Source organism: Streptomyces sp. NPDC057638, assembly GCF_042800315.1.
Taxonomy (GTDB): Bacteria; Actinomycetota; Actinomycetes; order Streptomycetales; family Streptomycetaceae; genus Streptomyces.
This window is the reverse complement of sequence record NZ_JBHVHF010000078.1, coordinates 1-19,211: the sequence shown is the minus strand read 5'-3', so window position 1 is coordinate 19,211 and position 19,211 is coordinate 1. Positions and strand designations below refer to the sequence as shown.

Sequence of the window (19,211 nt, the reverse complement as noted above, 5' to 3'; positions counted from 1 at the left end):
AGGTGTCCTACTCCCAGCGGAAGAGGCGCCCCGCCGCGCCCAGCGAGACGGTGGCCCAGGCGGTCAGGATGCCCAGGTCGCCCCAGGGCAGGGAGTGCCCGTCCTGGAGAACGTCGCGCAGCCCGTCGGAGAGCGCGGAGATCGGCAGCAGCGCCAGCGCCGACTCGACGCCGTCGGGGAAGCGGTCCAGTGGCACCATCACCCCGCCGCCCGCCAGCATCAGCAGGAAGACCAGGTTGGCGGCGGCCAGGGTGGCCTCCGCGCGCAGGGTGCCCGCCATCAGCAGCCCCAGCCCGCTGAAGGCGGCGGTGCCGAGCGCGAGCAGCAGGAACACGGTGAGCGGATTGCCCCGCGGGGACCAGCCGAGGGCCAGCGCGATGGCGGTCAGGAGTGCGATCTGGAGCAGTTCGGTCAGCAGCACCGACAGTGTCTTGGCGCACATCAGGGCCCAGCGGGGCAGCGGGGAGGCGCCGAGGCGCTTGAGCACCCCGTAGCGCCGTTCGAAGCCGGTGGCGATGGCCTGGCCGGTGAAGGCGGTCGACATCACGGCGAGCGCCAGGACCCCGGGGGCGAGGAAGTCGACGGCCGGGCCGTCGCCCGTGTCGATGATGTCGACGGTGGAGAAGAGCACCAGGACCAGGGACGGGATGACCACGGTGAGCAGCAGCTGCTCACCGTTGCGCAGCAGCATCCGCGTCTCCAGCGCGGTCTGCGCGGCGATCATGCGGCCGATGGGGGCGGCCCCGGGCCTGGGGGTGAAGGTGCCCGCGCTCATGTCCGCTCCTGCCCGCGGTCGTCCGGCGCGGGGGTGCCCGCGGCGGTGGTGTGCGTCCTCGTAGACGGACTCGTACGCGTCCTCGTACGCGGACTCGTGCGCGTCGTCATGACCGCAGCTCCTTGCCGGTCAGCTCCAGGAAGACGTCCTCCAGGGTGTGCCGCTCCACCGAGATGCCCTCGGGCATCACCCCGTTCTGGGCGCACCAGGTGGTGACGGTGGCCAGCAGCTGGGGGCCGACCTCGCCGGTTATCCGGTAGGCGCCGGGGGTCAGCTCGATGGCCTGGGTGCCGTCGGGGAGCGCCTTGAGCAGCGAGACGACGTCCAGACCGGCCCGGCCGGTGAAACGCAGGGTGTTCTCGGCGCCGCCCCGGCAGAGCCGCTCGGGGCTGCCCTGGGCGATGACCCGGCCCGCGTCGATGATCGCGACGTCGTCGGCGAGCTCTTCGGCCTCGTCCATGAAGTGGGTGGTCAGCACGGTGGAGACGCCGTCGGCGCGCAGTTCGCGCACCAGCTCCCAGGTGGCGCGGCGGGCCTGGGGGTCGAGTCCGGCGGTGGGCTCGTCGAGGAAGACCAGTTCGGGGCGGCCGACGACGGCCATGGCGAGCGCGAGCCGCTGTTGCTGGCCGCCGGAGAGCCGCCGGTAGGAGGTGCGCCCGCAGGAGCCGAGCCCGAGCCGTTCGATCAGGGTGTCCACGTCCAGCGGGTGGGCGTGGAGCGTGGCCATATGGCGGAGCATCTCGTCGGCGCGGGCGCCGGAGTAGACGCCGCCGGACTGGAGCATCACGCCGATGCGGGTGCGCAGCGCGGCGGCGTCGGCGGCCCTGGCGGGGTCGAGGCCGAGGACGCGTACGGTGCCCGCGTCGGGGCGCACATAGCCCTCGCAGGTCTCCACGGTGGTGGTCTTCCCGGCGCCGTTGGGGCCGAGCACGGCGGTGACCTGGGCGGGGAGGACATCGAGGTCGAGGCCGTCGACGGCGGTGGTGGATCCGTACCGTTTGACCAGGCCCCGGATCTGGACGACGGGCTCGCTAGGCATGCCGGGAAGTCTAGGCGTGCTCGCGCCGGGCCCGGACCGCGCCCTCCCGTCGGCGGTCGCGCCGCGTGAGGTGGCCCGCTCACCCGTGTGGGTGCGGTGGTCAGGGGCAATGCGGGGGTCATGGTGGGGGAACTTCTCGGAAACCGCTGTCAGCCGATGGCTGGGCGCGCTGTGGGGCGGAAGGCCGTGAAAAGGGAGAGAATCGCAGGTCAGAGGTGGTTCTCGGGGGGAAAGTGGGTGGCCTGGATTAGGTGACCCTAAGTGACGAAGCGCACCGGGTGAGACCCGGACGGCGGTTGTCACGCTCGAACGAATTACGCAACAATGGTGTTGTGAAAAACGTCGGCGAGGCTCCCCACGAGGACTTCGCGACCGGGCTGCGCGCGGACCACTCGACCCGCACCCGCGTCGCGCGCTCCGTGCTGGATCACGGCCCCTCGACGGTGGCCGACCTCGCGGCCCGGCTCGGCCTCACCCAGGCCGCCGTCCGCCGCCATCTCGACACCCTGGTAGCCGAGCAGGTCGTCGAACCCCGTGAGCAGCGGATCTACGGCACCCGCACCCGAGGCAGGCCCGCCAAGGTCTTCGCGCTCACCGCGTGCGGCCGGGACTCCTTCGACCAGTCCTATGACGCGCTGGCCGTGGACGCGCTGCGCTGGATCGAGCAGCACGCCGGGGGAGGGGAGGCGGTCGCCGCCTTCGCCCGGGACCGGATCGAGGCCCTCGGCGGACCCTATCGCGCGGCGGTCGAGGCCGCCCCGCCCGGGGAGCGCACCGCGGCCCTGGCGAAGGCCCTGAGCGCCGACGGGTACGCTGCTACGGCGCGCGGCGCGCCGGATCCGGGGCAGGGCGAGCAGCTCTGCCAGCACCACTGCCCGGTCGCCCATGCCGCCGAGCGGTATCCGCAGCTCTGCGAGGCGGAGACCGAGTTCTTCTCGCGTCTGCTCGGGACCCATGTGCAGCGTCTGGCCACCATCGCCCACGGTGACGGTGTCTGTACGACGTTCATCCCCCGCGGCGCCACCGCACCAGCTTCCCCATCATCAGCATCCACACGTAAGGCCGGGAGGAACCCCGCATGACTCTCCCCACGGAGACTGCCCATCCTGAACTGGAGGGGCTGGGTAAGTACGAATTCGGCTGGGCCGACTCCGACGCGGCAGGCGCCGCGGCCAAGCGCGGTCTGAACGAAGACGTCGTCCGCGACATCTCGGCGAAGAAGAACGAGCCCGAGTGGATGCTGAAGCTGCGCCTGAAGGGGCTGCGGCTCTTCGACAAGAAGCCCATGCCGACCTGGGGCTCGGACCTCTCCGGCATCGACTTCGACAACATCAAGTACTTCGTGCGCTCCACCGAGAAGCAGGCCGCCTCCTGGGAGGACCTGCCGGAGGACATCAAGAACACCTACGACAAGCTCGGCATCCCGGAGGCGGAGAAGCAGCGCCTGGTCGCCGGTGTCGCCGCGCAGTACGAGTCGGAGGTCGTCTACCACCAGATCCGTGAGGACCTGGAGGAGCAGGGCGTCATCTTCCTCGACACCGACACCGCGCTGAAGGAGCACCCGGAGCTCTTCCAGGAGTACTTCGGCACCGTCATCCCGGTCGGCGACAACAAGTTCGCCTCGCTGAACACGGCCGTCTGGTCCGGTGGCTCCTTCATCTATGTGCCGAAGGGTGTCCAGGTCGACATCCCGCTCCAGGCCTACTTCCGTATCAACACGGAGAACATGGGTCAGTTCGAGCGGACGCTGATCATCGTCGACGAGGACGCCTACGTCCACTACGTCGAGGGCTGTACCGCCCCGATCTACTCCTCCGACTCGCTGCACAGCGCCGTCGTGGAGATCATCGTCAAGAAGGGCGGCCGCTGCCGCTACACGACGATCCAGAACTGGTCGAACAACGTCTACAACCTGGTCACCAAGCGCGCCGTCGCCTACGAGGGCGCCACCATGGAGTGGGTCGACGGCAACATCGGCTCCAAGGTCACCATGAAGTACCCCGCGGTCTACCTGATGGGCGAGCACGCCAAGGGCGAGACGCTCTCCATCGCCTTCGCGGGCGAGGGGCAGCACCAGGACGCGGGCGCCAAGATGGTCCACATGGCCCCCAACACCTCCTCCAACATCGTCTCCAAGTCGGTGGCGCGGGGCGGCGGCCGGACCTCCTACCGCGGTCTGATCGAGATCGGCGAGGGCGCGCCCGGGGCCAAGTCCAACGTCCTGTGTGACGCGCTGCTGGTCGACACCATCTCCCGCTCGGACACCTACCCCTATGTGGACGTCCGCGAGGACGATGTCTCCATGGGGCATGAGGCGACCGTCTCCAAGGTCTCCGAGGACCAGCTCTTCTATCTGATGAGCCGCGGCATGACCGAGTTCGAGGCCATGGCGATGATCGTGCGCGGCTTCGTCGAGCCGATCGCCAAGGAGCTGCCGATGGAGTACGCGCTGGAGCTCAACCGGCTGATCGAGCTGCAGATGGAGGGCTCGGTCGGCTAAGCGGCCGCCCATGCCAGCCCGGGGCGGGCCCGCGCGCCCGCCCCGGCCCCTGACTTTTTCGACCCAGAGGCAGAGAGAGAGCACGACGACAGCCATGGCTGAGGCTCAGAACATCCCGGCGGGATCCACCACCGCCGGAGCGATCGCGGTGGCCGCCGAGTCGACCGTCGCCACCCGTATGAGTGCGCCCCCGTCCTTCGACGTGGCGGACTTCCCGGTCCCGCACGGCCGCGAGGAGGAGTGGCGCTTCACGCCCCTGGCGCGGCTCCGCGGGCTGCACGACGGCACCGCCGTCGCCACCGGCGACGGGGCGAAGACCGTGATCGAGGCCCCCGAGGGCGTGAGCGTGGAGACCGTCGGCCGTGACGACGCCCGGCTCGGCCGCGCGGGCACGCCGGTGGACCGGGTCGCCGCCCAGGCGTACAGCTCCTTCGCGTCCGCCTCGGTCATCACCGTGCCCAAGGAGACCGTGCTCACCGAGCCGATCCGGATCGCGGTCCGCGGCGAGGGCGGGGTCGCCTTCGGTCACCAGGTGATCGAGCTGGCGCCGTTCGCCGAGGCCGTCGTCGTCATCGACCACACCGGTGACGGCGTCTTCGCCGCCAACGTCGACTACCTGATCGGTGACGGCGCCAAGCTGACCGTCGTCTCCGTCCAGGACTGGGACGACAAGGCCGTCCACTGCGGCCAGCACAACGCGCTGGTCGGCCGGGACGCCTCCTTCAAGTCCGTCGTCGTCACCTTCGGCGGCGACCTGGTCCGGCTGCACCCCCGCGTCACGTACGCGGCCACCGGCGGCGAGGCCGAGCTGTTCGGGCTCTACTTCACCGACCAGGGCCAGCACCAGGAGCACCGTCTCCTCGTCGACCACAACCAGCCGCACAACACGTCGAACGCGGTCTACAAGGGCGCGCTCCAGGGCGACGACGCCCACGCGGTGTGGATCGGTGACGTGCTCATCCGGGTCGCCGCCGAGGGCACCGACACCTACGAGATGAACCGCAACCTGGTCCTCACGGACGGCGCGCGGGTCGACTCCGTACCGAACCTGGAGATCGAGACCGGCGAGATCGTCGGCGCCGGGCACGCCTCCGCGACCGGCCGCTTCGACGACGAGCAGCTCTTCTACCTGATGGCCCGCGGCATCCCGGAGCAGGAGGCCCGCCGTCTGGTGGTCCGCGGCTTCTTCGCCGAGCTGGTCCAGCAGATCGGCCTGCCCGATGTCGAGGAGCGCCTGATCGCCAAGATCGAGGAAGAGCTGGAGGCGTCGGTCGCATGAGCTTCGTCCGTGTCTGTGGGATGAGCGAGCTGGAGGAGGACACCCCCAAGCGGGTGGAACTCGACGGCACGCCCGTCTCGGTCGTCCGGACCGAGGGCGAGGTCTTCGCCATCCACGACATCTGCTCCCACGCCAACGTCTCCCTGTCGGAGGGTGAGGTGGAGGACTGCCAGATCGAGTGCTGGCTCCACGGCTCCGCCTTCGACCTCCGTACCGGCAAGCCGTCCGGACTGCCCGCGACGCGCCCCGTCCCCGTTTACCCCGTCAAGATCGAAGGGGACGATGTGCTCGTCTCCGTCACCCAGGAGTCCTGAGTCACCCATGGCTACGCTTGAAATCCGCGACCTGCACGTCTCCGTCGAAGCCGAGAACGGCTCCCGGGAGATCCTCAAGGGCGTCGACCTGACCGTGAAGCAGGGCGAGACCCACGCCATCATGGGCCCCAACGGCTCCGGCAAGTCCACCCTGGCCTACTCGCTCGCCGGTCACCCCAAGTACACGATCACCGGCGGCCAGGTCACCCTGGACGGCGAGGACGTCCTGGAGATGAGCGTCGACGAGCGCGCCCGCGCCGGTCTCTTCCTGGCCATGCAGTACCCGGTCGAGGTCCCCGGTGTCTCGGTCTCCAACTTCCTGCGCACCTCCGCCACCGCCATCCGCGGCGAGGCCCCCAAGCTGCGTACCTGGGTGAAGGAGGTCAGGGAGGCCATGGAGCGGCTGAACATGGACCCCGCCTTCGCCGAGCGCAATGTCAACGAGGGCTTCTCCGGCGGTGAGAAGAAGCGCCACGAGATCCTCCAGCTCGAACTGCTCAAGCCCAAGGTCGCGATCCTGGACGAGACCGACTCCGGTCTCGACGTCGACGCCCTGCGTATCGTCTCCGAGGGCGTCAACCGGGTCCGCGAGTCCGGTGAGGTCGGCACCCTGCTGATCACGCACTACACCCGGATCCTGCGGTACATCAAGCCCGACCACGTCCACGTCTTCGCCAACGGCAGGATCGCCGAGTCCGGCGGTCCCGAGCTGGCGGACAAGCTGGAGGCCGAGGGCTACGAGGCATATGTGAAGGGTGGCGCTTCTTCATGACCCAGCTGCCGGGCCTCCTCGACACCGAGGCGATCCGCAAGGACTTCCCGATCCTGGACCGGGTGCTCCACGACGGAAAGAAGCTCGTCTACCTGGACAGTGCCGCCAGCTCGCAGAAGCCGCGCCAGGTCATCGACGCGCTGAGCGACTACTACGAGCGGCACCACGCCAACGTCCACCGTGGCGTCCATGTGCTCGCCGAAGAGGCCACGGCACTGTACGAAGGCGCGCGCACCAAGGTCGCCGAGTTCATCAACGCCCCCAGCCGCGATGAGGTGATCTTCACCAAGAACGCCTCGGAGTCGCTGAACCTCGTCGCGAACATGCTCGGCTGGGCCGATGAGCCCTACCGGGTCGACCGTGACACCGAGATCGTCATCACGGAGATGGAGCACCACTCCAACATCGTGCCGTGGCAGCTGCTGGCGCAGCGCACCGGCGCGAAGCTGAAGTGGTTCGGGCTGACCGACGACGGCCGGCTCGACCTCTCCGCGATCGACCAGGTCATCACCGAGAAGACGAAGATCGTCTCGTTTGTCCTGGTCTCCAACATCCTGGGCACCATCAACCCGGTCGAGGCGATAGTCCGCCGCGCCCAGGAGGTCGGCGCCCTCGTCCTGATCGACGCCTCCCAGGCCGCCCCGCACGCCCCGCTGGACGTGCAGGCCCTCGGCGCCGACTTCGTGGCCTTCACCGGTCACAAGATGTGCGCTCCGACCGGCATCGGGGTGCTCTGGGGCCGCCAGGAGCTGCTGGAGGACCTGCCGCCGTTCCTCGGTGGCGGCGAGATGATCGAGACCGTCTCGATGCACTCCTCCACCTACGCCCCGGCGCCGCACAAGTTCGAGGCGGGCACGCCCCCGATCGCCCAGGCCGTCGGCCTCGGCGCGGCGGTGGACTACCTCAACGCGATCGGCATGGAGAAGATCGCCGCCCATGAGCACGCGCTCACCGAGTACGCGGTGAAGCGGCTGCTTGAGGTCCCCGACCTCAAGATCATCGGCCCGGTCTCGGCCGAGGACCGCGGGGCCGCGATCTCCTTCACGCTGGGTGACATCCACCCGCATGACGTGGGTCAGGTGCTGGACGAGCAGGGCATCGCGGTCCGGGTGGGTCACCACTGCGCCCGCCCGGTCTGCCTGCGGTACGGAATTCCCGCGACCACGCGGGCGTCGTTCTATCTGTACTCCACGCCCGGCGAGGTCGACGCGCTGATCGACGGGCTGGAGCACGTCCGTCGTTTCTTCGGGTAGAGCGGAGCCCCTGTGAAGCTTGATTCGATGTACCAGGACGTCATCCTCGACCACTACAAGAACCCGCATGGCAAGGGGTTGAGGGACGGCGACGCCGAGGTACACCATGTCAACCCCACCTGCGGTGATGAGATCACGCTGCGGGTGAAGTACGACGGGTCGCGCATCGAGGACGTCTCGTACGAGGGCCAGGGCTGTTCCATCAGCCAGGCCAGCGCGTCGGTCCTCAACGAGCTGCTGGTCGGCAAGGAGCTGGCCGAGGCGCAGCGGATCCAGGCCACCTTCCTGGAGCTGATGCAGTCCAAGGGCCAGGTCGAGCCGGATGACGCGATGGAGGAGGTGCTGGAGGACGCCGTGGCGTTCGCCGGTGTCTCCAAGTACCCGGCGCGCGTGAAGTGCGCGCTGCTGAGCTGGATGGCGTGGAAGGACGCGACCGCGCAGGCCCTCGGCGACGCCGGGAGCCCCGCCCGCCCCGAGAGGAAGACCGCATGACCGAGAACGCGGGGGCCGCGCTCAAGCCGGCCTCGGAGGAAGAGGTCCGTGAGGCCCTGTACGACGTCGTCGACCCCGAGCTGGGTATCGACGTGGTCAACCTGGGTCTGATCTACGGCATCCACATCGACGAGTCGAACATCGCGACCCTGGACATGACCCTGACGTCGGCGGCCTGTCCGCTGACCGATGTGATCGAGGACCAGGCGAAGTCGGCGACGGACGGCATCGTCAACGAGCTGAAGATCAACTGGGTCTGGATGCCCCCGTGGGGCCCGGACAAGATCACCGACGACGGCCGGGAGCAGCTGCGGGCGCTCGGCTTCAACGTCTGAGTTCTGGCTTCTGGGGAGGGCCCCGCACGCGCGTGCGGGGCCCTTCTTCCGTCCCTGGATGTGTACGGGCGTACACATTCATGCGTACGCTGGTACGCATGGGATACGGAATGCTGGCCGCCGCCATCGTCGCCGAGGTCGCGGGCACCACGGCCATGAAGTACAGCGAGGGCTTCACCCGGCTGTGGCCCTCGGTGATCACCGTCGTCGGCTATGTCGTGGCCTTCTCGCTGCTCGCCCAGGCGCTCAAGACACTCTCCGTCGGCACCGCCTACGCCATCTGGGCGGGCATCGGCACGGCGGCCGTCGCCGCGATCGGCATGGCCTTCCTCGGGGAGACCGCCAGCCTCGCCAAGTTCGCCGGGATAGCGCTCGTCATCGCCGGGGTCGTCGTCCTCAACCTGGGCGGGGCCCACTGATGGCCCGCGACCGCCGCGACCTGGGCGGGGCCCACTGATGGCCCGCCGCTACGACCCCGACCGCCGCCAGCGGATCATCGACGCCGCCGTCCGGGTCGTCACCCGGGACGGCCTCGGCGGCCTCACCCACCGCACCGCCGCCGCCGAGGCCGATGTGCCGCTCGGCTCCACCACGTACCACTTCGGCTCCCTCGAAGAGCTGCTGACGGCGGCGCTGCGGCAGACCAACGAGACCTTCGCCGACGCCGTACGCCAGGACCCCGCCCTCACCGACCCCGAGGCGGACCTCGCCACCGGTCTGGCGCGGGTCATGGGCACCTGGCTGGCGGGCGAGCGCTCCCGCGTCGAGCGGGAGTACGAGCTGTACCTCGCCGCCCTGCGCCGCCCCGCGCTGCGGCCCGTCGCCGCCGAGTGGACCGCCGGGGTCGTCGCCGCGCTCGCGCCGCGAACCGATCCGGTCACCGCCCGCGCGCTGGTCGCCGTGATGGACGGGATCTGTCTCCAGGTACTGCTGACGGGGACGGCGTACGAGGAGGGGTACGCGCGGGAGGTGCTGGCGCGGGTGATCGGGGGAGGCGCGGGCCTTGGTCCTGGTCCTGGCCCCGGCTCCGGGTCCGGCGCCACGGCATGAGACCGGGCGGGGGACTCGGCGCCACGGCATGAGACCGGTTCGCCCGGGTGGTGGGGGTGGCGTTAGGTTTCTTCTCATGACCGACTCACCTCGCACCACCTCCGGCGCCGTCGCCGCCGGGCTCGCCACCCTCACCCCCGAGGGCACCGTTCTCGACACCTGGTTCCCCGCCCCCGCGCTCGTCGCCGAGCCGGGCCCCTCCGGAACCGAGCGGCTCACCGCCGAGCGCGCCGTCGAGCTGCTCGGCGAGGGCGCGGCCCAGGCGATCGGGCCCGACGCCCGCCGTGGCGTGGAGGTCGTCGCCGTCCGTACCGTCATCTCCTCGCTGGACGAGAAGCCGCTCGACGCCCACGACGCCTACCTCCGGCTCCACCTCCTCTCCCACCGGCTGGTCAAGCCGCACGGGCAGAGCCTGGACGGCGTCTTCGGCCTCCTCGCCAACGTCGCCTGGACCTCGCTGGGCCCCGTCGCCGTCGACAACGTCGAGACCGTCCGGCTCAACGCCCGCGCCGAGGGCCTCCACCTCCAGGTGACCAGCATCGACAAGTTCCCCCGGATGACGGACTACGTCAGCCCCAAGGGCGTCCGCATCGCCGACGCCGACCGGGTCCGCCTCGGCGCCCACCTGGCCGAGGGCACCACCGTCATGCACGAGGGCTTCGTCAACTTCAACGCCGGAACCCTCGGCACCTCCATGGTCGAGGGCCGCATCTCGGCGGGCGTCGTCGTCGGCGACGGCTCCGACATCGGCGGCGGCGCCTCCACCATGGGCACCCTCTCCGGCGGCGGCAACGTGATCATCTCCATCGGCGAGCGCTCCCTGATCGGCGCCGAGGCGGGCGTCGGCATCCCGCTCGGCGACGAGTGCGTGGTCGAGGCGGGCCTCTATGTCACCGCCGGTACTCGGGTGACCATGCCCGACGGCGAGATCGTCAAGGCGCGCGAGCTGGCCGGGGTCAACAACATCCTGTTCCGGCGGAACTCGGTGACGGGCGCGGTCGAGGCCCGCCCGAACAACGCGGTGTGGGGCGGGCTGAACGACATCCTGCACGCGCACAACTGAGGGGTGTAGCGGGGTGAGGGCCTCGCCCTCCTGGGGTGGTTGACCCGGGAGGGCGGGGTCTTCTGATGTGGGGCTCGCTTCTCCGAGTCGATGGTTACTGTCCGCTGGGGCCCGTGCAGATGAGCAGGCCGCCCAGGCAGGTGATTCGGAACGCCCCGTCCTCGTGGATGGTCCGCTCGACGCGTTGACGGGCGCGTTCGACGGTCGCCTGGAACGGGACGCCCATCTGGTCGGCCCAGGCTTCGTAGGAACCGAGGTGGTCGACCACTGGCTGTGCGTCGGTGACGGTGATGACCCCGGGCAGGGGGATGCTGCGGACGTCGGTGAAGACCTTTCCCAGGACGGTCGGGGCGTCTTCGAGGGTGAAGCGTGCGGAGAGCTGGACCCGGGCCGGTCCCTGGGCGATGCCGAGCACGTCCCCGGCGGCCCGGCGCCACAGGTCTTCCAGCTCGCGTTTGTCGGTGCGGCTGTTGGTGGAGACGACTGCCGTACCGCCGGGTACCAGGACCCGGCCCAGTTCCCGTACGGCCCGGTCCTGGTCTTCGACGTGGTACAGCATGTGCAGCGCCAGCACCGCGCCGAGGACTCCGTCCGCGAAGGGCAGCCGCTGGATGTCCGCGACGACGGCCCCGGGGACGTCGGCGAGCATGCCGGGGGAGATGTCCATCGGGATCACCGTCAGATCGGGCCGCTCCGCCCGTATCCGCGCCACGAACGTGCCGTTCCCGCAGCCCACGTCGGCGACCGGGTGGTGGGCGGTGGCCAGTTCGTTCACGACCAGGCCGGGGAGGTCGTGGCGTGGGGTCTGCCACTGGTAGAGGGACTGTCGTGCGGCCAGGTGCCGGGTCGTGCCGTATGCCTTGCCGGTCAGGAGGGTGCGGTCGGTCACGGAAGGGTCGTGGGTGGGCTGAGGGGTCATGACGACTCCGTGGGGTGAGGGGTGAGTGCGGGCCGACCGGTCACCCCACGGATACGTTCCCGGAGATCACCGGCCGCCTGCGCGTCACGGTACGACCCGTGCCCCAGGTATGCGTCCAGATTGCGGAGCCTGATAGTGATGCTGGCGGTGTACTGGCCCGCGCCAAGAACTTCGGAGAGTTCCCGACTCGCCCCTTCGATCTCACCACTGGCCAGGTAGGCGGTGGCGAGGTCCAGATGCGCGGCGTGCAGATCACCGGGAGAGCGGTCCTTGACCGGGCCGGCCTCGTAGAGGGCCACCGCGCGGTGGGAAGCGGTGATCGCCCGCTGAACATGTTCGGTACCCCCGACTGCCAGCAGTGTGGTGCCGCTGTACGCCCATTGTTTGGCTTCGGGGAACGAGAAGATCCCGGATGGCGAGTCGGGAAGCTCATGGTTCCGTGCGGCATGGGCCAGCGTGAGAGAGCGCAGCGCGCTGCGGCCGTCTCCCCTGGCCGCCAAGGCCCGCGCCTCCAGGCTCAGCAACCGCGCTGTGACGGTTCCGGGTCCAGGGCCACCGCCCTGCTCGCATCCTGCACGCGCCAGTGCTGCCGCTCTCTCGTAATCTCCGGCCCAGTAGGCGACGAGTGATTGAAACGACCGTACCCAGGCCATCAGTTTCGAGTGGCCGGTGATCTCCGCGCACTGCACCACCGTCCGAGCGTGGGTGGAGGCGGAGGGGCGGTCACCGAGATCGAGCGAGGCATGTGCTGCCAGTCCACACAGCCAGCCCGCGATCACATACAGATGCTGTGTCTGGCCGGGATGCTGGCGGCCTTCGAGCAGTCGGAACACTTCGGCCCGCGCAGTACGGATCTGTGGGATCAGGTGAGAGAGCGGCTGACTGACGAAGTCCCGGGCGAGCCGTTCCACATCGGCGTCGAACTGCTCCAGTACAAGAGCGCTGACATTGGTCTGCGCGGCATACCGGCCAAGGCGTGACGACAGCTCGATGTCGTCAACGGAACTGATCACCTCTCCTGTGCGCACCACTGAGTAGGTCTTCTTCTCCTGGAGGCCGAGTTCTCTGGGAAACAGGCCCAGCTCGCCTTCACAGGCCACCTGGAAAACCGTGCACAGAGCCTTCCTGTAGTCACCGGAGGGCCAGGTGATCACTCCGCGTTCGAGACGGGAAATCCAATTCGAATCCAGTTCTGGATCCCGCCCTGTGGTTGCCCGCACCTGCGCACACACGCGTGCCGCAGCCTGCGCCTGAGTCCAACGCCGCTTATGCCGGAGTCCTCGCAGGGTCTCGTTCGCCATCATCCCGCCGTCCACTGGTCGAGTTGGGCGACGAAAAGCCTAGCGACAATCTGCCTTCCACTTGCCTACAACATGCCTTGTGGAATGCCCTGTCGCGTCGCTGATCAGCAGAGTTCACTGAAGAACATCCCTCGATCGGACAACCTCGCGATCACGCACACGACTCGCCTCGGATCCGTCATTCCCGACAGTCAGCGTGTGGCTTCGTGGCGCGGCCCAAGGCCCTTGCGCGCCAGCTCCTGTCCGACCGACCAGGCAACCACCTGATGGAGGAAATGTGTCCGACACGGCCAGAAGGCCCCGCGACCCCACGCCATCCCGTCTGACTGGCGCCGATATGGCACAGCCCGCGTTGCGAGTCCTTTGGGCGCCGCTCGACTGGCAGGAGCGGTTGCCGTGACGCGGCTTTGGGTGTGGCTCGCCCTCGCGCTGGGTGACGCTGAGGAGCGGTTGGGGCTCGGGTTCGAGCTGCTGCGGCTCCGCTGGGACTCGGACTGTGTGGATGAGTGGAGCCGAGGGCTGGAAGCCCAGGCGCGTCAGGCGCGGCTTGACGCCGAGTGGGAGCGGTTGCTGGAGGACGGTGGTCCGGCATGAGCGGGCCACCGGTTTCGTACCTCTGCTATGTGCTGGTGGAGGGGCCGGTGCACGGGAGCGGAGCTGTGCTGCCGTACATCCTCGACACGGCACGAACCCGCTCGCAGGAGGACGCGCTCGCGTGGCTCCGGCAGCGGGCGCGGTGGCTGGCGGACCGGCTCGACCCGGACCCTGCCGTGTCGCCGTGGGTGGCCGCCTGGATGCGGATGGGCCGGGTGCCGGTTCCGGACGCGCCCACCGAGATCCGGGTCTGGTGCGACGACCCGTTCGAGGAACGAGCGGCGCTGGCGCGGCTGGAGCAGGGCGTGCCGGTGTCGGTGATCGTGCCTGATGGGCCCGACCGCTACACCCTCGCGATCTGCCCGCAGCGGGCCCGGGTCCTTCTCGTACTGCCGTCCTTCCCCCTTCTGCCAAGGAGGCGCTGAGCCGTGCCCCGCACCGGACGTGAGAACGTCCTCGCCACGCGCGCGAGCGTGATCGCCCGCTACTGCGGCGGCGAGACCCTCAAGGCCCTCGCCGCCGATTTCGGCGTCTCCGACGCCTGGCTGAAGAAGCAGCTCACCGCATGGGACGTGCCCGTACGCGGCGTTCGCGAAGCTCGCGTCCTGCGCGCCCAGCCCAAGGAAGAACCCATGGACGAACAGCAGCCCCCTACCTGCACCACCTGCGACGACCTGATGGCCGTTGAGCGCGAAGCCCGCACCGCCCACGACCACTCTGCCGCAACCGACGCCCGCGTCCTCCTCCGCCGCCATATGGATACCGACCACCGCCCCCGCCCGGACGGTGCTTGACCTCAAGTGCCGTTGAGGTCGAAGGATGAGGGCGACGGCGCGTCAGCAGGAGGCGCCGCACGCGAAGAGGAGATCCGTCATGGCCAAGTCCGTGGAGTTCCACCCGCAGGCACGTCCCGCGCTCGGCCGGGAGGGGGTCGGGGTCGTCTCCGTGTCGACCTGGGATGTGGGGACGCCCGAGCGGCAGCGGGCCACGCTGCGGGCGATCGAGGAGACCTGGCGTAAGCACGGGTGGCCGGATCATGCCGCGCTGCTCTCGTACTCCGTCCATATCGGGGACGACGGGCGGACGCTGCTGCACTACGGGCAGTGGCGGGACCAGGCCGCCTACGAGGACTTCTTCGCGCACTACCGGGACGCGCGCAACGGTGAGATCGACGCCGCCGTGCCGGGGATCGAGCGGCTGGAGCTGAACTTCTACCGGCTCTACCGGGGGCAGGGCGACCAGGACCGCGTCCCCGGTTCCGTGGTGATCGTCGAGGCCGAGTTCGACGGGCCCGACCAGGACCGGGTCCGGAGGTGGATCGACGGCGTCCATACCGCCCTGGACAGCGACACGGGGGCGGACGTGGGCGGTGGGATCGGTGGGTGGTTCCATGTGTCCACGGACGGGACCCGGATGGTGAACTACGCCGAGTGGGAGAGCGCCGAGGCCCATCAGAAGGCGCTCGACGCTTCCGGCGAGGGCGTCGGCTCCGACACCGAGGAGTGGGCGGCGGTCCGCGCCTTCCCCGGGGTCGTCACCTCGCGGGTGCGGCGCTACACGCCCGGAGTGAGCATCACCCCGGGCGCGTAGCCCCACGCGCCCGTCAGGGCTTGAAGCGCAGCAGCTGCGGGTCGTGGTCGCTGTTCTGCGCCGCGAACTCCGCGTTGATGTGGACGCTGTCGTACGAGAACTTCGTGATCGACGGGCTGGTCAGGATCTGGTCGAGCACCTGGCTGTTGCCCTGGAAGACATACGAGTAGCGGTCCGCGCGCGGCAGCGCGGTGATCGCGGCCCGCAGTGCCCCGCCGTCGGTGAGGGCCTGGGTGGTCCCGGAGAACTCGAAGTCGTTGATGTCGCCGACGACGAGGACATCGGCCTTGCGGTCGGCGGCGAGGATCTCCTTGACGAAGGTGTTCACCGCGCGGGCCTGGGCGTGGCGCTGGACCTCGGAGGAACGGTTCGGCGGCTGGCGGTGCGAGGTCAGCCCCTCGTCGCCGCCCTTCGAGGCGAAGTGGTTGGCGATCACGAAGACCGGGCGGCCCCGGAAGCTGAACTCGCCCGCCAGCGGCTTGCGGCTGCGCTCCCAGGCCGTGTCGGCGGGCGCCACCCGGCCGGGGGAGAGGGTGAGCGCGGCGTTCCTGCCCTCCCGGACGACCCCGGTCGGGGTGGTGGCGTCGCCCCCGGCGCGGTCGGTGAAGGAGACCCGCTCCGGGTTGAAGAGGAAGACCTGGCGGATGTTGCCGCCCGGCTCGCCGCCGTCCTGGTTGTTCTGCGGGTCGACGCTGCGCCAGTCGTACGCGGGGCCGCCCGCCGCGACCACGGCCGCGATGAACTTCCGTACCGTCTCGTCGGCGGCGACCGTGCCGTCGTTGCGGGCGCCGCTGTTGTCCTGGATCTCCTCCAGGGCGAGGATGTCGGGCGAGGCCAGGTTCTCCACCACGGCCCGGCCGAGCGCGTCGAACGTCGACTGCGGGTCGGACGGGTCCAGGTTCTCCACGTTGTAGGTGGCCACCGCCAGCTCGTTCGCCTTCTGCGGCCGGGCCCGGTCCCGCTTAAGGCCGCCGTCGGCCACCGTGCCGAGGGTGCGCGCGGTCAGCGTGTACCCGCCGTACTGGTTGAAGTCCAGCGGTCCCTCGGAGGCGCCCACCAGCACATCGCCCACGTTCGCCGTGGGGAACGGCTGCTCCGAGACCGGCACCAGGGACTGGATCTTCAGCCGTCCGCCGTTCTGCGCCGTGTACGAGCCGTACAGCGCGCCCCCGCGCGCGGTCGGGTTCTCGAACGGCTTCACCGTCACCCACAGCTCGTTGAAGGCGCTCGCGCCGACGATCTGCGAGGTTCCGACGCGGACGTTGGCGCCCTCCAGCGACTCGTAGTAGTCCAGGGCGTAGGTCCGGGGCTTCAGCGGCAGCGCGTTGATGCTGCCGCCCGCCGCCGGGTCGCCGTCCGGCGCGTACCGCGAGGGCACCGACCAGGCCGAGATGGTGACCGGCGCGGGCAGCGCGTTGCCGGAGGAGACCACGGTGACCGTGGGGCGGGAGATCTGCGTCAGCGACTGGTTGCCGCTGGCGGTGCCGCCGGGTACGAACTCGCTCACCGTGCCCGAGACGCGGACCTCGTCCCCGGGCTTCACCGTCGGCGTGGAGCCCTGGCCGGTGAAGACGAACACGCCCTCGCTGGTCGCCGGGTCCGCGTCCCCCTGGGCGTCCTGGAACCAGAAGCCACGGGAGGAGCCGTAGCCGCGCACCCCGGTCACGATGCCGGGCACGTCGGCGACCTGCTGGCCCACCAGCGGGGAGAGGCGGGTGGAGCCCTGGATGTGGTGGATCCGTGTCTCACCGGCGGCGGCGGTGGAGGCAGTGGCGGTCAGCAGGCCCGCGCCGAGGGCGGCGGCGGTGAGCGCGGCGAGGGCGGTGGTTCTGTGGCGGGGCGTGGTGATGGCAGGCATCCAGGGCTCCGGGGTTCGCGGTCTGCGGGACGCAGGACTCAAGTGCGCTGAGCGGGTGATCAGGCTCTACGCGCGTCAATCTCTGTTCTGGACACGCCACTTGTCAAGGGCCGACCGCCGCTCGCCGGGGTCGGGGGTCCGGGTCGGCGTGCGCCGGTCACGCCCCGGGGCGTGCGCCGGTCCGCTCCGGGGGGCGTGGGACGGCCCTGATCGCGTCCGTGTCCCGTGCCCGCCGCGCGGTTCCCCCGTCGTACCCGGGCCGCGTACGGGTGTGGGGAGTGGGCGGTGGAAACGGGAGGAATGCGTCTAGGGTGGGGGACGGCTCCGGGTGACACCCGGCCCCCCGTACGCCCCCGAGGAGAAGCCCCTGATGACCCAGGACCGCCCACCCCTGCCCCCCGTACGTCTTCCGTCGGACGCGGAGCTGGCCCGGGACGCGCTCGCCGCACCCCTGCTGACCAGGGCCGTTCGGCTGGCCCGCTGGGCGGGACCGGAGACCCGGGTGGGCGCGGGCGGCGAGCTGGCCGACGAGCAGCTCCCCGCCGCCGCCGGGGTGCTCGGGCTGACCGAGGAGGAGGACGGCCCCGCCTTCGCCAGCGAGGCATGGCGCGCGGCCGTCGACGCGGGCCTGGTCGAGGTCACCGACCCCGACGGTGACGAGGAGTACGGGAGTGCCGGGCCGGGCGACAACCTCGCGCTCCTCACCTCCGGCGCCCCCCAGGACGTCCTCGCCGTCTGGCGCGAGGTCCTGGAAGCCGTCCACGCCGACGCCATCGCGCCCCTGCTGGACGACCTCAGCGACGCCATCGGCGAGGACGGCGAGATCGACTACGGCGTCCTGGACTGGGACCCCGAGGCCGAGACCGAGTTCCTCGACGGCGTCCTCGGCAACCTCTATCTGCTCACCGTCGCCGAGGGCGGCGCGGGCGAGGAAGCGGTGCCGCTGCCCGCGCTCGCCGCGTCGATGATCGTCCCCGACGACATGGGCGAGCCCACCGACGACGCCCTGGAGCAGGTGTCGGTGGCGATGATGCGGCTGGACGACCAGTTCCAGCTGCTGGAGTCCATCGGCCTGGTCGACTACCAGCCCGTGGACGAGTCCCTGATGACCGAGGAGGGCGACGACGACGGTCCCGCCCCCGCCGTGGACGACTCCGACGTCTCCCGGTACGGACTGGTCCGGCTCACCCCGCTCGGCCTCTACGGCGTCCGGGCCCGGCTCCTGGAGGACGGCGTGGCCGCGCCCGCCGTCGGCGACCTCGTCGACAAGGGCGCCGATGTGCTCCTCGACGGGCTGGCCCACTACCCGGAGATCGCCGCCCGCGCCGAGACCGAGCAGTGGCTCGGCCGCCGGGACGAGGACGCCGCCGCCCGCGAGCTGCTCGCCGCCGCCCGGGGCACCGACGCGGGCGCGCCCCTGCGCCGACTCCGCTGCCAGCAGGCGCTCTCCCTCGTCGGCGAGCGCGCCGAGCACGAGGTCCGCGCCGTCCTCGACGACGCCGAACTCGGCGGCCTCGCCCGGGTCTGGCTCGCCGAGCGCGGCGCCACCGATGTGCCGCCGCCCTCCGAGGCCATGATCTTCTGGCTCTCCGTCGACACGGTCGCCGCCCAGCTCGACGCCGACCAGGGGATGGACTCCGAGGAGCTGAGCGGGCTCGTCGAGGGCCTGACCGGTCAGCACAGCGGCTTCTTCGACGCCGCCTGGCGGGTGGACCACCCCGCGACGGCGGACGTCCTGGAGGCGATGGGCCGGGTCCACCCGGACCGCCGCGTCGCCAAGGACGCCCGCAAGGCGGCGTTCAAGGCGCGGTCGCGCTCGGACGGCTAGCCGTTTCCCGAGGGGCTGGATGCCTGGCCGTTCGCTGAGGTCGGGCGGCCGGCCGTTCCTGAGGGCTGTTCCTGAGGGCTGTTCCTCAGGGCTGTTCCTCAGGGCTGTTCCTCAGGCAGGATGTCCAGCCGTTTCCGAGGGCTGTTCCTGATGCTGGGCGCCTGGCTGTTCCTGAAGGCCGGGCGGGCCCGGCTGTTTCCGAGGGCTGCGCCGGTCCGGCTGTTTCCGGAGGCCGCACGGGCCCGGCAC

At 70.4% G+C, this 19,211-nt stretch carries 21 protein-coding genes; 16 read left to right on the top strand and 5 right to left on the bottom strand.

Annotated features, from left to right (window positions below; translation table 11 throughout):
- Positions 1-7 precede the first annotated feature (7 nt).
- Both ACFVIM_RS13970 and ACFVIM_RS13965 read right to left on the bottom strand, forming a co-directional pair.
- The gene (locus tag ACFVIM_RS13970; protein ID WP_384300944.1) at positions 8-775 is read right to left on the bottom strand and encodes an ABC transporter permease; all 768 of its coding nucleotides are present in this window, start codon (positions 773-775) and stop codon (positions 8-10) included.
- A 106-nt stretch (positions 776-881) separates the two neighbouring features.
- On the bottom strand, positions 882-1,814 hold the full coding sequence (locus ACFVIM_RS13965) for an ABC transporter ATP-binding protein (protein WP_384300943.1): 933 nt from the start codon (positions 1,812-1,814) through the stop codon (positions 882-884).
- A gap of 332 nt (positions 1,815-2,146) precedes the next feature.
- Here ACFVIM_RS13965 and ACFVIM_RS13960 point away from each other — a divergent pair, with 332 nt between their 5' ends.
- From ACFVIM_RS13960 to dapD, 11 genes are all read left to right on the top strand, one after another.
- The gene (locus ACFVIM_RS13960; protein WP_384300942.1) at positions 2,147-2,896 is read left to right on the top strand and encodes a helix-turn-helix transcriptional regulator; all 750 of its coding nucleotides are present in this window, start codon (positions 2,147-2,149) and stop codon (positions 2,894-2,896) included.
- Positions 2,893-4,314 (top strand): Fe-S cluster assembly protein SufB, encoded by a 1,422-nt coding sequence (sufB, locus tag ACFVIM_RS13955; protein WP_384300941.1) that lies wholly within the window; start codon positions 2,893-2,895, stop codon positions 4,312-4,314. The genes ACFVIM_RS13960 and sufB overlap by 4 nt, the downstream gene beginning before the upstream one ends.
- Positions 4,315-4,408: 94 nt before the next feature.
- Entirely contained in the window at positions 4,409-5,593 is a 1,185-nt protein-coding gene (gene sufD, locus ACFVIM_RS13950; RefSeq protein ID WP_384300940.1) for a Fe-S cluster assembly protein SufD, read from the top strand.
- Complete coding sequence (locus ACFVIM_RS13945) at positions 5,590-5,907, top strand: non-heme iron oxygenase ferredoxin subunit (RefSeq protein ID WP_384300939.1); 318 nt, start codon at positions 5,590-5,592, stop codon at positions 5,905-5,907. Before sufD ends, ACFVIM_RS13945 begins: the two co-directional genes overlap by 4 nt.
- 7 nt (positions 5,908-5,914) lie before the next feature.
- The gene (gene sufC, locus ACFVIM_RS13940; RefSeq protein ID WP_384300938.1) at positions 5,915-6,679 is read left to right on the top strand and encodes a Fe-S cluster assembly ATPase SufC; all 765 of its coding nucleotides are present in this window, start codon (positions 5,915-5,917) and stop codon (positions 6,677-6,679) included.
- Positions 6,676-7,932, top strand: a complete 1,257-nt coding sequence (locus ACFVIM_RS13935; protein ID WP_384300937.1) for a cysteine desulfurase — start codon at positions 6,676-6,678, stop codon at positions 7,930-7,932. Before sufC ends, ACFVIM_RS13935 begins: the two co-directional genes overlap by 4 nt.
- A gap of 12 nt (positions 7,933-7,944) precedes the next feature.
- A complete protein-coding gene (gene sufU / locus ACFVIM_RS13930) occupies positions 7,945-8,424 on the top strand; it encodes a Fe-S cluster assembly sulfur transfer protein SufU (RefSeq protein ID WP_384300936.1) in 480 nt (159 codons plus the stop codon).
- A complete protein-coding gene (locus ACFVIM_RS13925) occupies positions 8,421-8,759 on the top strand; it encodes a metal-sulfur cluster assembly factor (protein WP_384300935.1) in 339 nt (112 codons plus the stop codon). Before sufU ends, ACFVIM_RS13925 begins: the two co-directional genes overlap by 4 nt.
- 98 nt (positions 8,760-8,857) lie before the next feature.
- A complete protein-coding gene (locus ACFVIM_RS13920) occupies positions 8,858-9,178 on the top strand; it encodes a DMT family transporter (RefSeq protein ID WP_384300934.1) in 321 nt (106 codons plus the stop codon).
- 37 nt (positions 9,179-9,215) lie between these two features.
- Entirely contained in the window at positions 9,216-9,809 is a 594-nt protein-coding gene (locus ACFVIM_RS13915; RefSeq protein ID WP_384300933.1) for a TetR/AcrR family transcriptional regulator, read from the top strand.
- Positions 9,810-9,885: 76 nt separating this feature from the next.
- Positions 9,886-10,872, top strand: coding sequence for a 2,3,4,5-tetrahydropyridine-2,6-dicarboxylate N-succinyltransferase (gene dapD / locus ACFVIM_RS13910; RefSeq protein WP_384300932.1), 987 nt, complete (start codon positions 9,886-9,888; stop codon positions 10,870-10,872).
- 94 nt (positions 10,873-10,966) lie between these two features.
- Here dapD and ACFVIM_RS13905 read toward each other — a convergent pair whose 3' ends face one another.
- Together ACFVIM_RS13905 and ACFVIM_RS13900 are read right to left on the bottom strand one after the other, a co-directional pair.
- Positions 10,967-11,791 (bottom strand): class I SAM-dependent methyltransferase, encoded by an 825-nt coding sequence (locus tag ACFVIM_RS13905; protein ID WP_384300931.1) that lies wholly within the window; start codon positions 11,789-11,791, stop codon positions 10,967-10,969.
- Positions 11,788-13,092, bottom strand: a complete 1,305-nt coding sequence (locus ACFVIM_RS13900; RefSeq protein ID WP_384300951.1) for a helix-turn-helix domain-containing protein — start codon at positions 13,090-13,092, stop codon at positions 11,788-11,790. The genes ACFVIM_RS13905 and ACFVIM_RS13900 overlap by 4 nt, the downstream gene beginning before the upstream one ends.
- A 396-nt stretch (positions 13,093-13,488) precedes the next feature.
- Here ACFVIM_RS13900 and ACFVIM_RS13895 point away from each other — a divergent pair, with 396 nt between their 5' ends.
- The 4 genes from ACFVIM_RS13895 to ACFVIM_RS13880 all read left to right on the top strand — a co-directional run bounded on the left by ACFVIM_RS13895 (position 13,489) and on the right by ACFVIM_RS13880 (position 15,276).
- Positions 13,489-13,686, top strand: a complete 198-nt coding sequence (locus tag ACFVIM_RS13895) for a hypothetical protein (protein WP_384300930.1) — start codon at positions 13,489-13,491, stop codon at positions 13,684-13,686.
- Positions 13,683-14,111 (top strand): hypothetical protein, encoded by a 429-nt coding sequence (locus ACFVIM_RS13890; protein ID WP_384300929.1) that lies wholly within the window; start codon positions 13,683-13,685, stop codon positions 14,109-14,111. Before ACFVIM_RS13895 ends, ACFVIM_RS13890 begins: the two co-directional genes overlap by 4 nt.
- Positions 14,112-14,114: 3 nt before the next feature.
- Positions 14,115-14,480: a hypothetical protein gene (locus tag ACFVIM_RS13885; RefSeq protein WP_384300928.1), complete on the top strand. Its 366-nt coding sequence runs from the start codon at positions 14,115-14,117 to the stop codon at positions 14,478-14,480.
- A 79-nt stretch (positions 14,481-14,559) separates the two neighbouring features.
- Positions 14,560-15,276, top strand: a complete 717-nt coding sequence (locus tag ACFVIM_RS13880) for an antibiotic biosynthesis monooxygenase (protein WP_384300927.1) — start codon at positions 14,560-14,562, stop codon at positions 15,274-15,276.
- Between the two features lie 13 nt (positions 15,277-15,289).
- Here ACFVIM_RS13880 and ACFVIM_RS13875 read toward each other — a convergent pair whose 3' ends face one another.
- Positions 15,290-17,134 carry an endonuclease/exonuclease/phosphatase family protein gene (locus ACFVIM_RS13875; protein ID WP_384300926.1) on the bottom strand — a complete coding sequence of 615 codons (1,845 nt, stop codon included), beginning with the start codon at positions 17,132-17,134 and terminating at the stop codon, positions 15,290-15,292.
- A 370-nt stretch (positions 17,135-17,504) separates the two neighbouring features.
- Here ACFVIM_RS13875 and ACFVIM_RS13870 point away from each other — a divergent pair, with 370 nt between their 5' ends.
- Complete coding sequence (locus ACFVIM_RS13870; protein ID WP_384300925.1) at positions 17,505-18,962, top strand: hypothetical protein; 1,458 nt, start codon at positions 17,505-17,507, stop codon at positions 18,960-18,962.
- Positions 18,963-19,211 lie beyond the last annotated feature (249 nt).

Excerpts from the sequence above, each read along its gene's own strand:
- ACFVIM_RS13970 (WP_384300944.1), bottom strand. The coding sequence starts at position 775 with ATGAGCGCGGGCACCTTCACCCCCAGGCCCGGGGCCGCCCCCATCGGC.
- ACFVIM_RS13965 (WP_384300943.1), bottom strand. The coding sequence starts at position 1,814 with ATGCCTAGCGAGCCCGTCGTCCAGATCCGGGGCCTGGTCAAACGGTAC.
- sufB (WP_384300941.1), top strand. The coding sequence starts at position 2,893 with ATGACTCTCCCCACGGAGACTGCCCATCCTGAACTGGAGGGGCTGGGT.
- sufD (WP_384300940.1), top strand. The coding sequence starts at position 4,409 with ATGGCTGAGGCTCAGAACATCCCGGCGGGATCCACCACCGCCGGAGCG.
- ACFVIM_RS13945 (WP_384300939.1), top strand. The coding sequence starts at position 5,590 with ATGAGCTTCGTCCGTGTCTGTGGGATGAGCGAGCTGGAGGAGGACACC.
- sufC (WP_384300938.1), top strand. The coding sequence starts at position 5,915 with ATGGCTACGCTTGAAATCCGCGACCTGCACGTCTCCGTCGAAGCCGAG.
- ACFVIM_RS13935 (WP_384300937.1), top strand. The coding sequence starts at position 6,676 with ATGACCCAGCTGCCGGGCCTCCTCGACACCGAGGCGATCCGCAAGGAC.
- ACFVIM_RS13925 (WP_384300935.1), top strand. The coding sequence starts at position 8,421 with ATGACCGAGAACGCGGGGGCCGCGCTCAAGCCGGCCTCGGAGGAAGAG.
- ACFVIM_RS13920 (WP_384300934.1), top strand. The coding sequence starts at position 8,858 with ATGGGATACGGAATGCTGGCCGCCGCCATCGTCGCCGAGGTCGCGGGC.
- ACFVIM_RS13915 (WP_384300933.1), top strand. The coding sequence starts at position 9,216 with ATGGCCCGCCGCTACGACCCCGACCGCCGCCAGCGGATCATCGACGCC.
- dapD (WP_384300932.1), top strand. The coding sequence starts at position 9,886 with ATGACCGACTCACCTCGCACCACCTCCGGCGCCGTCGCCGCCGGGCTC.
- ACFVIM_RS13905 (WP_384300931.1), bottom strand. The coding sequence starts at position 11,791 with ATGACCCCTCAGCCCACCCACGACCCTTCCGTGACCGACCGCACCCTC.
- ACFVIM_RS13900 (WP_384300951.1), bottom strand. The coding sequence starts at position 13,092 with ATGGCGAACGAGACCCTGCGAGGACTCCGGCATAAGCGGCGTTGGACT.
- ACFVIM_RS13890 (WP_384300929.1), top strand. The coding sequence starts at position 13,683 with ATGAGCGGGCCACCGGTTTCGTACCTCTGCTATGTGCTGGTGGAGGGG.
- ACFVIM_RS13880 (WP_384300927.1), top strand. The coding sequence starts at position 14,560 with ATGGCCAAGTCCGTGGAGTTCCACCCGCAGGCACGTCCCGCGCTCGGC.
- ACFVIM_RS13875 (WP_384300926.1), bottom strand. The coding sequence starts at position 17,134 with ATGCCTGCCATCACCACGCCCCGCCACAGAACCACCGCCCTCGCCGCG.
- ACFVIM_RS13870 (WP_384300925.1), top strand. The coding sequence starts at position 17,505 with ATGACCCAGGACCGCCCACCCCTGCCCCCCGTACGTCTTCCGTCGGAC.